The organism is Cytobacillus citreus, assembly GCF_018343665.1.
Classification (GTDB): domain Bacteria; phylum Bacillota; class Bacilli; order Bacillales; family Cytobacillaceae; genus Cytobacillus; species Cytobacillus citreus.
The window spans coordinates 1-16426 of record NZ_JAGYPM010000009.1; the positions used below are offsets into that span (position 1 = coordinate 1).

General features: G+C 37.7%; 12 protein-coding genes and 2 pseudogenes. 5 read left to right on the forward strand and 9 right to left on the reverse strand.

The genetic code is table 11. The features are described from left to right. Nucleotides 1-387 precede the first annotated feature (387 nt). From KHA94_RS23865 to KHA94_RS23885, 6 genes are all read right to left on the reverse strand, one after another. A complete protein-coding gene (locus KHA94_RS23865; RefSeq protein WP_213104587.1) occupies nucleotides 388-2361 on the reverse strand; it encodes a hypothetical protein in 1974 nt (657 codons plus the stop codon). A 78-nt stretch (nucleotides 2362-2439) separates the two neighbouring features. Beyond that, nucleotides 2440-2799 (reverse strand): hypothetical protein, encoded by a 360-nt coding sequence (locus KHA94_RS23870; protein ID WP_213104588.1) that lies wholly within the window; start codon nucleotides 2797-2799, stop codon nucleotides 2440-2442. A gap of 20 nt (nucleotides 2800-2819) precedes the next feature. Further along, nucleotides 2820-3476, reverse strand: coding sequence for an ABC transporter ATP-binding protein (locus tag KHA94_RS23875; protein WP_213104589.1), 657 nt, complete (start codon nucleotides 3474-3476; stop codon nucleotides 2820-2822). After that, on the reverse strand, nucleotides 3466-3588 hold the full coding sequence (locus KHA94_RS26390; RefSeq protein WP_275950933.1) for a hypothetical protein: 123 nt from the start codon (nucleotides 3586-3588) through the stop codon (nucleotides 3466-3468). The genes KHA94_RS23875 and KHA94_RS26390 overlap by 11 nt, the downstream gene beginning before the upstream one ends. Nucleotides 3589-3707: 119 nt before the next feature. Further along, nucleotides 3708-4775: a sensor histidine kinase gene (locus tag KHA94_RS23880; RefSeq protein WP_213104590.1), complete on the reverse strand. Its 1068-nt coding sequence runs from the start codon at nucleotides 4773-4775 to the stop codon at nucleotides 3708-3710. Continuing rightward, nucleotides 4772-5482 carry a response regulator transcription factor gene (locus tag KHA94_RS23885; protein ID WP_213104591.1) on the reverse strand — a complete coding sequence of 237 codons (711 nt, stop codon included), beginning with the start codon at nucleotides 5480-5482 and terminating at the stop codon, nucleotides 4772-4774. Before KHA94_RS23885 ends, KHA94_RS23880 begins: the two co-directional genes overlap by 4 nt. A gap of 266 nt (nucleotides 5483-5748) precedes the next feature. On the opposite strand from KHA94_RS23885, the gene KHA94_RS23890 reads away from it, so the two are divergent. Beyond that, complete coding sequence (locus KHA94_RS23890) at nucleotides 5749-6303, forward strand: recombinase family protein (protein ID WP_213104592.1); 555 nt, start codon at nucleotides 5749-5751, stop codon at nucleotides 6301-6303. A gap of 27 nt (nucleotides 6304-6330) precedes the next feature. Further along, a pseudogene (locus tag KHA94_RS26765) lies at nucleotides 6331-6769 on the forward strand (DUF4158 domain-containing protein); the annotation flags it as partial. 281 nt (nucleotides 6770-7050) lie between these two features. Here KHA94_RS26765 and KHA94_RS23900 read toward each other — a convergent pair. Both KHA94_RS23900 and KHA94_RS23905 read right to left on the reverse strand, forming a co-directional pair. Then, a complete protein-coding gene (locus tag KHA94_RS23900; RefSeq protein ID WP_213104593.1) occupies nucleotides 7051-7656 on the reverse strand; it encodes a TetR/AcrR family transcriptional regulator in 606 nt (201 codons plus the stop codon). Nucleotides 7657-7787: 131 nt separating this feature from the next. Continuing rightward, complete coding sequence (locus tag KHA94_RS23905) at nucleotides 7788-8537, reverse strand: GTP pyrophosphokinase (protein WP_213104669.1); 750 nt, start codon at nucleotides 8535-8537, stop codon at nucleotides 7788-7790. Between the two features lie 261 nt (nucleotides 8538-8798). Here KHA94_RS23905 and KHA94_RS23910 point away from each other — a divergent pair. Next, nucleotides 8799-8918, forward strand: a pseudogene (locus tag KHA94_RS23910) (LuxR C-terminal-related transcriptional regulator); the annotation flags it as partial. A gap of 132 nt (nucleotides 8919-9050) precedes the next feature. Here the strand turns inward: KHA94_RS23910 and KHA94_RS23915 are convergent. Then, nucleotides 9051-12599 carry a S8 family serine peptidase gene (locus KHA94_RS23915; protein ID WP_213104595.1) on the reverse strand — a complete coding sequence of 1183 codons (3549 nt, stop codon included), beginning with the start codon at nucleotides 12597-12599 and terminating at the stop codon, nucleotides 9051-9053. A gap of 1955 nt (nucleotides 12600-14554) precedes the next feature. Between KHA94_RS23915 and KHA94_RS23920 the strand changes: the two genes are divergently transcribed. After that, nucleotides 14555-14875 carry a hypothetical protein gene (locus KHA94_RS23920; protein WP_213104596.1) on the forward strand — a complete coding sequence of 107 codons (321 nt, stop codon included), beginning with the start codon at nucleotides 14555-14557 and terminating at the stop codon, nucleotides 14873-14875. Between the two features lie 13 nt (nucleotides 14876-14888). Continuing rightward, entirely contained in the window at nucleotides 14889-16175 is a 1287-nt protein-coding gene (locus KHA94_RS23925; protein WP_249365737.1) for an ImmA/IrrE family metallo-endopeptidase, read from the forward strand. The last annotated feature ends 251 nt before the right edge of the window (nucleotides 16176-16426 follow it).

Here is a 16426-nt window from a genome sequence, read left to right on the forward strand (position 1 = left end):
GCCACTTGTGCGACTGGTTTATTGTTCTCAAGAATATACTTCACTGTTTCTTTTTTGAATGTTTCATCATAACGTTTACCAGTACCTTTGGTCATGTAGACACCCCATTATTGTTGTTTATTTTATTATAACAATCTGTGTCTACTTTTTAGTCTAGCATCATATTTTTTGAAATACCTATTTAATAGGTTTATTTGTTATGCCCATCTTTAATATAGTCGTAGAAATTATTAAAAATAACTCTCATATATAACCTCTTAGTACCCTTAAGTTGATGGCGATGGGGTACTACCAACAAAACGCGCAAAACGCTAAGCAAATTTCGACATGAAAAAAGCCGAGTTTCCCTAGGGTAAGGAAATTTTCGGCTATTACGCTATCTTTCAATCAAATCCTACGTTTACTGACTCCATTGAAACACCAATGTACGGCAAACAGATGAGACAGCGGAACAATAAGCAATCCATAAACCGCAGTCACAAGTACAATTCCTATCGCATTAGGTCTTTGTAGCATGACGACGATTATCACGAGTATGATCCCCACAAGCAGTTCCTTGGTCACGCGGCTCTGAAGAATTCGCATCCAAGACCGGCCTGCCAACCGCAACGGGAAGTCACACTTCGCCTGTAATATTGCGGTGATCAATGCACTGATTGCAGTAGCAACACTGAAAGCAACAATCAGTGCAATCAGCGAAAGATTCTGCAACCACACAAGGTATGCTGCGAACTGCGCTTGTAGTATGCCCTCTTCGGCAATGTAAACCACTTTCAATTCACCTTTGATGCCGCGATCTCGTAGCGCCTGTGAATCAAGGCTGTGTCGTTCTAATAATTGTTGCGTAGCAGTTACACCAGTGAACACTATGTTGTCACTCGAGATCATGGATGTCAAGGTAGAATCATTAAAGGTGTCGTACAGCGAGGGAACGACAGCGAACAGGATATCATCTCCAAAGTGGAGTCTTTCGCCCCCACCCCCTTGAGCCACTGGAAGTCGGGATCCCTCGACCGGTTGGAGGAATTGTAATGGTTCAAATAGATTCTTGGGTTGCCCTTCTCTCGACAAAATATCAATCTCTTCTCGGATTTCGTGAACAAGATCTTCTGTAATGTTGTGGTGCGAAACAGGTGTTACAACCGGCTGTTTCGCACCCATAGTGACTAAGTCAAGCCAACGCTGGTTTACGAAAGAGATGGCGGAGTACTCACCGAAATCAACGGAATGCCGCATTTCCTTAGTATAAGTATAAGAAAGTGCTACTGCTTCAATCGATTCCGCATCTTTTACCATCTCCCCGATCATTGACTCCATGCGATTCATTTCGTCAATGTCTGTTGCGAACACAATTGACACTTGGTCTGCAAGTCTCTTCCACTGTGCCATTTCAGTTGCCTTAGCAGACGAGTGTTTATATGCAGACCAAGCAGGAGCAGCCGTAGCCACCACTAAAACGAATGTTAGCGACTGGATCACAATCGCCACCGAACGGAGGCTTTTTACAGCCGGTTGTCTAGTGGCAAGCATGACAGCACTCGGCCACGCAGAGGCTGACATGATAAGCGTAGCAAATATGGACACGGTAATAACAACAACTTGCAGACTAATCAATGTTTTGAGGAAGGGGGCGACATACATCCAACCATGAAAAACACCCACATAGACTGCCGCAACTATGGCTACAGATCCCGCCGAAACAAGTAGTGCCCCACTAAATTCTGTTAAGTCCTGCATCTGGATCCTCATAGTCGGAGACCCGCCTAGAACCCGAAGGGCACGTCCCCGCGCCCTCACTGACAACCAGAACAGCGCAAGCGATGAAATCAGCGCAAGCGAGGCAAGAATTACGGTTGTAAATCCTCTTTCTTGCACCACGAATACAAGGCTATCCAGGATTGAGACATCCCTGCGGCCAACCTTCACCCCCACATCTTTCATAGTGTCCTCAAACTCATCCAAGCGAGAAGTATTGCCAGTCACGAGGTATAACCCATCGGGATAGGAATTGGCAAGTCGATCTTTGCCAACAATCTTTCCTGTATCTTTGCCATTAAACCAGGTAAATTCATCGGGCAGAGCTTTATCGTTAAGCGTAGCAAAGATCTTATCATCTCCATCGCCAGCAAGATCTGGGGCGATCTTGACCAGTCCAAGCTCCAGGCGAGTATCGAGTTCTTCTAACTTCGAAAACGCTTCAGTGATAGAGAACCCCGATTTGTTGAAGCTAATATTAAGTCTACTTTCGCTCCCAATAGCCTGCGGGAAGTCTCGATCATTCAGGTCGGTAATGATTGCGGCCAACAGTGCAAGCAATATAAACAACGCTACCGAAACAGCCACTATGATACGTTTATACATATTCATCTCTCTTTTTCACCCCTCTTTCTTTTTAAATGCGAGAGTAAACGTTTTGGGCTAACTAGCTGAAAGCCCGCGTTAGCGCTTCACCAAATGAACCGGAACCCCAAATCCTTCACTGCGGGAGAGCAGGTTGTTTATGGCATCACGCTCGGATTTCGAATCATATCTTACCAAGACGAGCCCCCGTTCCTGATCATCTGGACACGGCTTGCCCACTTCCACTTTAATTCCATCTCCCAGCTTTTCTATTTCCTTGGCGAAATTTTCGTGATTGTCCAAAGCAGCAGTGGCCTCCGCAACGGTCGGCAGCTGGTCGCATGGCGGGTGGTTGTCTTTTGGTGATGCCGTTATCCAACCATTTATAAACGCAAATGCTCCTACTAAAAATAGTAAGCCAACAATGACACTGATAATTATCTTAGAAGTTGATTTCATAAGTATCCTCCTTGTGTTCTTTAGTTAATGTGACGAGCTTCGGAACCAACCTGATGAATGGCACCGCACGCATCAATCATCTCGGAATCATGCGTTGACACAATGACCGTCCGGCCACGCACAGCAAAGTCCGCAAGCAGTTCGATGACCATGCGCCGGTTAGTAGCATCCAGTGAAGCAGTTGGCTCATCAACAAATAGGATATTAGCATCCTTGTAAATGGCACGAGACAAGGCAAGTCGCTGTTTCTCGCCTCCACTCAGGTGTCCAGCCAACTCATTTTCCCTACCTTTTAGACCCGTCTGTTCAAGTGATTGATTCAACCGTTTTTTGTTTCCCGAGACACGTCTTCCAATGACGCTCGCCTGCATAGTGACATTGAAGGCAACCGACTCCTCAACCATAATGCCATAATCCTGAAGTACGAATGCCGTGTGATCGCGCCAGAACCGACGTCGTGCCGAGGTGCTGTACCTTGTGACATCGTTCCCGTCAATTAGGATGCTTCCTTTATCCACCGGAAGCAACAATCCAAGGCAATGCAGGAGTGTGGTCTTTCCAGATCCACTCGCGCCAACGAGAGCTTTCATAATACCGGGCTTGCAACGAACGGACTCACCGTCAAGCACAGGCCGCCCACCAATTGCTACTGAAATGTCTTGAGCTTCAATTAACATTTGCACCACCCCCTAATTTGATGTCTATTGGGAATATTGCCAAAATTGTGAACATCATTTTTTTAGTTTGATTCAAGTCTTTCCTTTTTTGTTTATATAAAGGTTTATTCATTTATTTTATTCCTCCCAATTCAGTAATGAATGGCCCACCGCGAACAATCAGTTTCTATACGTAGTATAGGGCAAAAAAATAAACACCATTGAAATGGTGTCTTAACAGAACCTTAATTTTTAGCAAGGAAATAAAATTTTTATCTTCGTCCCTTTATTTGGCTCACTTTCGACTTTAATCTGTCCCCCTTGTTTTTCAATAAACTGTTTGGCAATGGACATTCCTAACCCTGACCCGACATGGGACTTGTCCGTCGTCGTACCTCGGTAATATTGATTAAATAATTGTTGAATTGTTTTATCATCCATTCCAATACCATCATCTTTAATTTCTATTAAGGTTGAACCTTCAGTTGTTTCTATGGAAACAATAATCGTTGTTTCACGGGGATTATGATAAATAGCATTCATAATGAAATTTTCTAATGCTCTTTTTAATAATGTCTGATCAAAAGATAATAGAATATCGCCTTCATCCTTGACGTTTAAATGAATAGGATAGTCATTAGCCATCGGATACTGACGGAGATCCTCCAAAACATTTTTTACAAAAGTGACCAGATTTATAGTGCGTAAATCCAAAGGAATTTGCATTTTATCAAACTCATAAACAACACTTAAATCATCAATTAACTGCTCCATATATAATGACTTTTCTTCAATAATTTTAGCAAATTCCTTAATTTCTTCTTCATCCCATTTATGTTCGGAACGAAGCATGGCTGCGTAACCTTTAATGTATGATAACGGCGTTTTTAAGTCATGTGTCACTCCCGAGGTCCAGTTCTTCCTTGTTTCTTCAAGTTCTTTTCGTTCTTTCTCTGCTGCATTGAGTTGATATGTTAAACCATCGAGCTTCGATTTAAGTTCCAAAAACGGACTAAACCTCATCTTATTTAAAGAAAAATTCTTTATTGTATCAGGCATTTTAAAGACCCCAAGTGATAATTGATCAATCCAGCGTATAAAAAAGAAAAGAGGCTTCCTGATTTGGCGGTCGATAACAAGGCCAATCAGAATAAGCATTCCAATGAATAGTAGCGGGAATAAAACATATGTCACCAATCCATTAATTCCTAAAGGGATGTTCAATACGTTAAGGACTGAAAATCCGGTAATAAAAAAAATAGCACCTAGGGTTAAAAAAATAATTATTAATATCAATGAAATCTTAGTTTCTAATTTCATTGGGAACTCCTTTGATTTTCATTGCTTAGCATGTAGCCCAATCCCCTGACATTTTTTAAATACTCCGGATGTTTAGGATCTTTTTCAATTTTTTGACGTAGACGACTAATATGAACCATAACTGTATTTTCTTTCCCCACAATACTATAATCTCCCCAAACTTTTTCATATAGATGATCTACGCTAAAAACCTGATTGGGATGTTGGCACATGAATTTTAGTAATTGGAACTCCTTAGCTGGGCAATTTACTTCTTTTCCTTCTACAATTAACTTTGCTTGGTCATAATGCAAAGCAAACCGGTCTGTTCGAAACACCTTTGCCATCTCCGGCATTGTTTTCCTTTGACGATGTAGAATGGCCTTGATTCGGGCAGCGACTTCAAGGGGATTAAACGGTTTCGTTATATAATCATCGCCACCCATAGAAAATCCGGTTAATTTGTCAATATCGGTAGTACGTGCAGTCAAAAAGATAATGGGAACATCTGATATTTCTCTAATTTGTTGACACAAATCGAAACCGTTTGTATCAGGTAGCATGACATCGAGCAATATCAGATCAATCCTGTGTTCCTGTATCTTTTTCAATGCTTCAGCACCCGACCCGGCTTGGTATATCTCTTGAAATCCTTCCTTATCTAACAATCGTTTTAGCATTTTAATTAATCCTACTTCGTCTTCTATAATAAGTATACTTTCGTTCACTTTTTCCCTCCTCGTCTGTAGATATCTTATACAAACATATAACAACCAGAAAACACGGCATTAAACATCTCTCACTTACTGGTTCGAATCTGGTTTGTTCCAAAACTCTCCCTTTTCTGGACACGTTCTTTTTTAATTCGGAAGGTGCTTTTTTTATTATCTAAAATCTAATAAAACCCAGTTCATTATTCTATGTTCATTAAGATACTTCTATTTATCTTATGGTACAATGAAAAAAGTGGAAAAACAAGAAATGAGTGATTTTGGTGCTAATTGGATATGCACGTGTGTCAACAGGATTGCAAAATTTAGATTTACAATCAGATGCTTTAACTCAACATGGTTGTACAAAGATTTTTCACGATAAAATGAGTGGGACAAAAAAACAACGCCCAGGATTAGAGGAAGCGCTTCAATTTGCTCGTAAAGGCGATATGATTGTCGTTTGGCGTTTGGATCGACTAGGTTGCAACATGCAAGACTTGATTCAAATTGTGAACAGTTTAAATGAACGAGGTATTGGCTTTAACAGTCTACAAGAGAACATAACAATGGATAAATGCAATGCAACGGGGCAATTAATGTTTCACTTGTTCGCAGCATTTGCAGAATTTGAACGTAATTTGATCGAGGAGCGATCGGCTGCGGGACGTGCTGCTGCAAGAGCGCGTGGACGACTAGGTGGTCGCCCAGAGAAATACGGATCAAAAGATATTGAAATGATGAAAGCACTGATTAAAAGTGGTACACCGATTAAGGATGTTGCGGAAAAGTGGGGCGTGTCCCGTACGACGATTTATCGCTATTTAGAAAAGAAATAAATCTTTCTTACGAAGGGATGGGGTAATATGGCATCAAGGGGAAAAGAATTACTCACAGCAGATCAAAGAGAAGAATTTGTACGAATACCAATGGATATGACCGAACGTGAATTAGAAATCTATTATACTTTTTCGCAGCATGATCTTGAAATAATTAATCGACACAGAAGGGATCATAATCATTTGGGATTTGCCGTCCAATTATGCGTTTTACGATATCCCGGATGGTCACTCTAGTATGTTGAATCCCTACCGGATTTTGTAATCAATATATAGCAAAACAAATAGATGCTGACCCCGATTCTCTTTCTTTATACGCCAAACGTGATCCAACCAAGCATGAACATTTGGAAGAAATTCGACAAGTATATGGTTATCAGATTTCTCTGTAAGTAAGTATCGTAAAGCTGCACACTTTTTAATGCAACACGCCTTGCAAAATGGGAATTCAATGTACCTACTTCAAGCTTAAATTCCCTTCGCCCTCGCAGCCAATAAAATGAAAGCCGAAAATTCCTTAGCGTAGGAAAAATCGGCTTTCTTTATGTCGAATTTTGCTTTGCGTTTTGCGCTTTTTGTTGGTAGGACCCCATTCTCAATTAAATCGAAAGCTAACCTCTTTATTTCTTCACCTAGGCGTTGTATTGTAATTCCTTATCCTTATCTTGTTAATGATCAAAAAATGGTTTGAATCATTTGATCCATTTACATTCATCCTTAATATTTTATGCAAAGCTCAAAACCATTTCAATTTAGGCAAAGTCCTTTTTTCAAAAAATTGATTTCTTTAATATAATTTTCTGTTGCTTCTTCATAGGATATATCCCTTGAATATTTGGCAACAATATTACGAAAAGTAACTGCAGTGATAATTTGCAAGACATGAATTAATTCACTATTATCCGAAATATTCAATTTTGACTTATCAATAATCGTGCAAAATTCCATGAAAGCCTCATTCATTTCATCTTCACTGAAGCTTCTCGCAAAAGTAGTTTCAATTTTATGCGTCATATTTAAAAACGTGTTTTTTAAAAAATGGATGTTTTCGTCTTCCATAATAATAAACTGATAAAATTCAATCATTGTTTCAAATAAATCGCCATTATTCTTTTTAAGCATTAATAGAAAATAAGTCTTATTTTCCTTCACAACAGCATTTAATAAAAAGAAAAAGGCATCCTCTTTATTTTCAAAGTATTGATAGAAGCTCCCTCTTGGAATATTAGCGGACTTAATGATATTCGTAATGGAAGCTTCATATACCGGTACTCTGGAAAACTCTGTCTTAACCGCTTGAATTAACGTTTCCCTCTTATCCTCTGGTAAATTATAAAATGTAATTTTCGGCAAAATACTCACTCCTTTTGCTAATCTCACTTATTCTCTAAAGGCATTAACCTCCCACCTTTGCGTAAGCCAAGGTGGAGTTTCCAATCTGTCGGTGGATGCCTTAGTACCTGATTCGTGCATACAGTAACAAATTACTTATTTTCCGAATAAAGATCTGGTATTAAAAAGTCAATTGGGAGATGATATCTTTCATTATTGAGCATTAATTCATGTATGTTTTCCTCATCATCACTCGTTTCTTTTATTTTCAACATTTCTTTTTGAATGCTTTCCATTTTCGCATCTAATTGTGCAGCTGAATTAGCGGCTTCCTTCAGATCATCGATGATCCTTTGTGGTACTTTTTGATTATATTTATAGTAAATTTTATGTTCTAAGCTAGCCCAGAAATCCATTGCGATCGTTCGGATTTGAATTTCCACATAAACATGATCTTCCCTGTCAGACATAAAGATTGGAATTTGTAATATTAAATGAAGGCTTTGATACCCATTTGGTTTTGGGTTTTTAATATAATCCTTGCATTCAATTAATGTAATGTCTTTTTGTTGCTGCAGCATATTACTTATTTCATAAATATCTGAGATAAAGGAACAAGTAATACGAATCCCCGCAATATCTCGTATATTTTCTCTGATGGAAGGCAAAGAAAATACATAGCCCTTCCTTTGAGACTTTTTTAATATACTTTCTGGAGATTTCAGACGCGACTTAACATGTTCGATAGGATTATAATCATGGATATATTGGAATTCTTGTTTTAATATATCTATTTTCGTATTCATTTCTTCTAACGCAAACTTATAAGACATCATAAATCGAATCAATTCTGTTTTTAAAGCTTTCATGTTATTAAACTTAATTGGTGTTTGTTCTTTCATGTTATTAAACTTAATTGGTGTTTGTTCTTTCATGTTTTTCTCCTCTAGGTAGATTTCAATGTCAGAATTACCAACGATAATAATTGTAGATCTGGTATTCATTTGTCTGGAATGCTAATTATAGATTTTGTGACATGTTGTCACTTTTTTCTATAGCATTATACTAAATGACAATGTGTCACTTGTCAAAGATTTTGTGGCATTGTGTCATTTTTTGTCGAAGAAATAGTGAAATTTTAACATCAAAATGAGCAAATGTTCACTGAGAATGAACTGACAGACCGTGAAAAGGAGGTGTTATGGGCTTTGGTTCAGGGGATGAATAATAAGGAAATTGCTGAGAATCTATATATCAGTGATAAGAAAGTTAAAATTCATGTCCGGTAGAGCTGTTAACAAGAGCCTATAAAGTGAGGCCTTTTTTATATGAAACATTCTGGATTCGTACATGATAAAACCTCAACCCTTCTAACCATCATAAAGGATTGAGGTTTTATCTTATGGTTTCGTTTTTTAAGGTTTTTCCACCGTCATATAACGAGGAGTTGTGGTGATCTTTAGACCCGTTTCAATATCTTCCATCTCAGCGACCACTTTATATTTCCCACTAGGTAGATCAGCAGATGGAGTCCATTTTATATAAGCAGTCTCTGTATTCGCTTCATTATAAGTATGAACCACATTTCCTTCAGGATCTTGGATTGTAATGGTCCATTTCAATTTTTTCAAGCCAATCCCCAAAATATGACCTGGCTCCTGTTGCGTTATTGGTCTTTGCCATACATCCCAGGCTGAAAGGAATAAATCCTGTTTTACATACGAGCGATCTCCGTATATTTCATAATTGACATTACCTGCCCAGTCAAATGGCACAACGATTACACTTTTCGGTTCTGCATTTACTAGTAAGGACGATTGTGTTGCAGAAATAGGTTTATATATGCCATCGACATAAACCATCGATTTTGTTAAGCCGCTTCCCCCTGCATTATCCATCATATCCCAACTAATTATATACTTATTTTCTAGTGTTTTGTTGACTTGAATATTTTCTACTTTTGGTGCAACAGAATCAATATTGATCGGGAACTTAATCGTTTGTGGACGTGCTCCTTCATAATCTAATGTGCTCTCTATAATATATTGATACTTTCCATCCGGAACGTATTTTCCATCCTCTGATTTCAAATCCCATCCATATCCACCATTAAAGAACTCGCTTCTGTTCATTACATTTTTTCTAAACTTCCATGGTTCTCCTGTTATATCACTGAAATCTCCAAGGTCACGAACTCGATTACCTGATGCATCTTCAATGTACATGTGCACCTGTTTTACATTGCGCAAGGTGGTAAAGACCGAATAAACACCTTGATTCGCAGCATGTGGAGAGTTGGCCATTCTTTCTTCTGAGAATGTTTTGGTCACTTTATCATAACCAAGTGCTATAGCTGGTTTTCCAAGCCAGTTTTTCTGACCATAGTAAGGAAATAGAGCTGTTTCATGTAAAAATGCATTTTGCTCCCACATCGGTGCATCTAAGTTCTGAGGTTGATCCCAGTCACCATAAAAGCCCATATACGGAATGGTTAAAGACGGAACCGAAGTTTGATCCCCATTTTTCGGAACAAAGCGAACAAATCCTTCAACAAATATATTTTTCTTCAATCCATCTGGAAGTTTAATATCCACCACTAAATCTTGCAGATGACCTTTTTTCACAGTAAAAGTGGCAGGTTTTGAGTCGCTAAAATCTTTTCCGTTGATCTTCGCTGTTGCTCCTTCGATTCGCTTACTATTTAGCTTTAATACTTCCATCGTCCGTTCGTTTTCCCCATTACGATCTATATCTAGTTCTTTCTGCTCAGTATCATCTGTTAAAAGATCTAGATACACATCATAGGTAATCTCGTCTGGAGAAGATTTACCAGCTAACGCCTCTAACTCCAGCATAAATTTTACTTTATTTTTCTTAATCTCTTTTAACTCCACAGCGGCTGCATTTTCTGGCTTAGCAAACTTATCTTTCACTAATACAGGCGTTTTTAGTGCATTGGCAATCTGCATCATCCCTGAACCTTGTTTACGTGGTGAATAGGGAATATCACTTTCTGTAGTAGGGTCCATTACGATTTGGGCTGTATTCATCAAAGCAGTTTTTGCTTGATAAACAGTATTTGAATCTTTATTGACACCTTTTTCATAGAGCGACTGTAACACCAAAGCTCCTGCACCCGCTACATGTGGTGAAGCCATCGAAGTTCCGCTGTATACATCATATTTGTTATCAATGACAGTAGAATAAATCTTACCGCCAGGTGCGGTGATTTCAGGTTTAAAATCAAGGGTATGCGGTGCTCCATAGGATGAGAATCCAGACATTGTCCCCTTGGTTTTATTATCTATATAGATTCCCTGACCTATTCGAACCGTAATCTGTTCACCATCTTTCAAACGTTGAATCAAGGCTTTTCCTTCAGTGATCGCAGTACTAACTCCTGGAACGGGGCCATAAGGAGAAAAGAGTAATCTGGCATAATCTCCTTGTGTCGCTAAAGGAACCATAATCACTCCTTTTGCTCCGTTTTTTAGAGCAGGAGATTGTACGTTTTGCTCACTGCCAGCCCATTCTTGTTCAACCACCACGATTTTGCCTGTTACATCTTTTCCTGCGTAATCCTCAGTACGACCATAGCCTACATAAACTAACTCAATCTCTTGATCCTCAGCAAACACATTTGCCAGTTGAACAAAACCTGGATGGCGTTGGTAAATAAGTGGCTTCCCATCTGAAAGAGTAAGTGTGTCCATATGGACTTGATCATTTTCATAAGATGCTACTTGTAAAGCAAATGGACTTGCACCTGGTGTTCCTACTACTCCAATATCAGGATTTTGAGCATAGGCTGGATGATTATATCTGACGGATCCACTTTTGGTACTGTAGAAAGCGTTTCCAGCAGCTGCCACTACTAATACCCCTTGCTCTGTAGCAGTACGAACCGCTTTTTGAATTGGATCTTCTTCAGTCACAAAATTAGCGTCAGCCCCTAAGCTTAAGTTGATGACATCCGCATCCATTTCAACCGCATGATTGATTCCGGCAATGATATCGTCTGCATATGCCCCAGCCCAATTATCGGAAAAGACTTTTTCCGCTAGGATCTGCACATCAGGAGCAATCCCTTTTATCCCGTCTACTTCATTGTTTCCATTGGCTCCAATCGTTCCTGCTACATGCATTCCATGTGAGGTAGCATGAGGAAGAACATCTTGATCTTGGTCAGCCCAATCGTAACCTGTTGGTACTTTATCTGTATACCAGCGTTCATCTACTGCTGTTTCAGCTAATTTCTCGTTGATAGTGGCAGAGGTCCACTTGGCTTTCTCTTTTCCTTTGTCAGACAGGTTTAGATCTTGATGACGATAGTCCACTCCGGTATCGACAACAGCAACCACCATCCCCTCACCATGGTAACCTAGCTCTTCCCATACTTTTTTCGCTTGAACGAGGGATTGGCTAGAGCTCATCGTTTGTTGATAGGTTTGTGCAATATGAACACGAGCCACTCCAGCTAATTTTTCGATTTCTTTGATATTTTCGAACTGTGTATCCATACTGAAGCCATTAATACCTGTCACAAAGTGATGTCGCTCTTTCACATTCAACTTTTTCGTTTTTTTCATTTCTCGAATCAAGGACTGTTGAGCATGTTTTAATTTTTTCTTTTCAGCTTCATTTCCTTTGCCACTGTGTACAGGTTCTCCTGTCATTTCCACAATCACTCGTACAGTATCGGTTGGAGCATATTGATCATATGGCTTGTGGGCTTGGTCTTCTGCCACTTTCTCTTGATCAATCTGTTGGTTCTCTAACAAAGATTGCAATGGTGCTTCATCTTTAGTTTCTTCTGTCAAACTAGTCGCAAATTCTACGGGTATCCATTGTGACTCGGTTGAACTGTTATTAGTTTCCGCAAAAACTGTGAATGATGAAAGAAGTAAGGATGTTACTGCTGCAGTAGTCATCACTTTTAATGCCTTGATTTTACTCTTATTCATTAACGTCTCTCCTTTTTTATTTGTTTTAAGTTTTATTTTTATTTCACTACTTTTATGAGATTAGAAATTTAATAAAATTACAATTTACTAACTATTCTTAGTAAAAAAATCGGGATCCGCTGTGAAGTTCTTCTCTTCTTTGATAGCTGCTTGAACATCAGAATGATTGGGATCGATCCCAGTGTCAAAGACAGCAAATTTCAAGTCTTTGCCATCAAACCTGTCATCCCATGGTGCATGCGCCCCAATCTACGGAACACTCTTGTCCAGCGTCACACCCTTGTCCGTGACGAGGGTGACCGTGTGCGTAGCGACGACCGGGCCGTTTTGCTGTGGCTGGGACGCTTAGGTGGCCGGCGTTTCGACGCTGGTGTCATCATAAGCAAATGAATTACCAGTACTTGTTGACAAAAGTACTGCAGTAGCCAAGCCTGCGGTTATACATTAATAATTTTTTCTTCACCTCCCCTCTTCCTAACTAAATAGTAGATTAATATATTTGTAAAAATTTGAAGGTTTCGTGCTGATGACTTAACTTCTCTTTTAATACGCTGATCTGTCTTTCATCATCATGTTATTAAATTTTTTCAGCTAATCTAGTATCAACTGGGAGTTTATTAAATATTCGGAAATATCACCCAATTAACCCTTATCATCTCACATTTCTCCTTTTCTGAAAATTAAACATAGGATGTAAACTTTCTGTTATTGGTTCTAAATCTGCATAAAACAAAAGTACTAAACCAAGAGTGATATAATATGACTCTATTATATTCACGTATACATTACACCACTTTCAAGATAGTATTGATTACTAGGATAATGATGAATTTTATTTAGTTTATAATTTAATTAATTCTTCCCAAAAGAATGAGTGTAAGTGTAAGTTTTATCCGATTTCTCATTGTTGTGGGATATTCATTATTTCAAAGTAAAAAAATGTAACAAGTATTATCGAGAGTGGCAAATTTAAATATTGCTAGTCCTTAATTTTTCTAATAATTCCTTATTCAAATATAGGGCGCCATTCTTAAATAAGAAGGCGTCTTTTTGTATTGAGGCAGATTGTGAAAGAGGATATTGTAATCAAATTACAAATAATTGAAAAGTTTAATATCAAGTAAGGTGAACCGTATCATAAGTAAATGAGGTTTTTTATAATTAAAAGTTGATTTTACTTAGACAAAAAGCTGGATTCAAAGTTAATAATGAGGTTCTATTAATGTACAAAAATATTAGTACCAAGTAAAAGTAAAATTGAAATGTTGAAAACCCTTAAGGGTGTATAAACTTTCGTGATAAAAAATGTGGTTCCTATGGTCGGAGTAAGAGCCCTCTCTCACTTTAAGAACGGAATATTAGACCAACTTAAATACATTGTCTTAGTTTAGATTAGAAATTGGCAGTAATTAGTTTGTAAAAGTGTAAGGAAATAAACGGACGTTCGTAGATTATTTTGATATGATTACGAACGTTTTTTGTTTTCCGTATGTTTTTGAAGCGTTCGGAAAAATGTACTTTTCCGGACGCTTATTATTTCCAAAATTAACTAGATATCTTTTTGTCCTTTTAGTATATTTAATTTAAACTAATTTCTAATTCAACTAATTAATTATATATAAAAGTATGTTGATAGAGAAAAAAGTAGTGAAAATTAACTTATAATCTGGAGGAGCCCTTTTGGATGGAACAATAATGGAAGCTGTTTTATTTTCTAGATCTGCCTATAAACTTAATGAAGAAGAAATTGACGATGAGATTGAAAAGATAGTTTTGGTCTAGTCGCAATTCTAAGGAAGAAAATAAGTCGCTGGTTCTGACAAATGATGCAGATTCTATACCCCTATCTATTTCGTTGAAATGGGTATTCGTCAGATGGGTTGATTTTAATAAAATTCTCATTGACACTCATGAAAATGAAGAGGATGCAGACAACATTTTTATTTTGAATTGAAGTGGGGAATATCCTCAATCCCTTCAATGGTGGAGAAGGAATCGAAGATATTGAGGATTATATTGAGGCATGGCACAATAGTGATTCGGATGAGGAAATTTATGAGTATTTAGGGATGACCATGGAAGAATATTTTATTTTTGTTGAAGATGACTCCATGTTAAAAACCATTTTTTACGCTAGAGAAGTAAACATTACTATCACGGATTTTCTTCGAAACAATACTGAGCAAATGCTTGCAGCAAGATCGGCAACACCTGAAGAAGCAGCTACAGTTAAGGAATGGTTAGCGAGAACCGGAAGACTTAAACAAGGGGATTAAAAACTTGAATAATATGCCGCGAGAAAAGAAACTTGCTCAAAGGATTATTAGAAAGAATTCTTTAGTTCCTCCTATAAATGTTGTTGAAACTCTAAAAAAATATGCTGACTATGTTGAGGATGATTTACCAAGTGAAGTAGATGCGATATGTATAATGACTAAAAAACCCTTAGTAATTGTGCATAAATTTCAAGCTCCTAATCGAAAACGGTTTACTTTAGCCCATGAATTAGGTCATATAATTATGCCTTGGCACCATGGAATGATTTCATGTCATACAGACACTGAAGACATTGTAGATGGAACAGCTTATCAAAAAATGGAAAATGAAGCTAATAGTTTTGCAGCCGAACTGTTGATGCCAAGTACTTGGTTAAAAGACATTATCGATCAGTATGAAAAGCAAGGAGTAGAAAAATTGGTGGACATTGTTGCCACTAAAGCCGAAGTATCTCGTAGTGCAGCCTTCTACTCAATTATTGCTCAATTACCTAGTGGTTACTATATGTACTTAGACTATCATCTGGGTGGCTTTATAAGTACAAAAAAATCACCAGGAACTGAAGTATATGTTCCTTATCAAGATTATTCCTTACGGATTAAATGGTTAAAAACTTTTGCTAATGCTTCAAACCAATTTGAATTGGATAATGTAGATATCTATTATTGGAAAGTAGAAAATAATCTTTCTGCTGAAGAGCTGAGCTATGAAGTGAGTAAGGTAGCTGATATTGGTTTAGGAGATGTAATACAAAACATCTTAAAGTATGGTAAAGGGACATTTCCTTCAATATTCTTTCAATTAATTAATTTGCTGCCTCCAGGATATATAATGATGGTAGTGCAAGGTGAATACCAGGAAACATATTCATCACCTGGAACCAAAATTCACGCACCTTATAAACTTGGAAAAGTAAATCTTATACATTGGTTTAATAAATACTCTGAAGAATGGGGAACCTTCTCTATTTTGGATTATGATTTTTATTGGGCGCAATTTATTATTCAAGTTCCGTCGGCATTAGATTCAATTGATAATAGGCTCTCTAAAGATATACTGAAGGATATCTTGAAAGAATGCTATCCAAGAGAAGAAGAAAGACGTCGATATCTTTATAAGATTAATGGCGTTGTAGGAGCTCTGAATAATGAAGCACCTGATGAATTTGAAGATTATTATAGAATGTTCCGTGAGCGATTTGTTGGTACAATCTTTGAAAAAATAAACAATCATCTACTTTTCGAGTCTTTTATAATAAATAAAATAAATGAAATGATGGCAAGGAAAAAGAAAAAATAAACTGATAACTAGAGTATGGGAACTAACTATATTAAGGCTTTTTTAAAAGTAGATAGAGGCTCGTTTTACACACCTCTATCAGTTTTTTTAATATTTTTCCTATCTACATTACGGTACAGTACATAACAGTATCATAAGTAAATGAGTTTTTAGAGAGTACTCTCAAATGACAGTTATGAAAATTAATAAAATCCAAGAAATATTGCGATACCAATATTTCTTGGATTTCTTTTTTTAGGCGATAAGTAAGG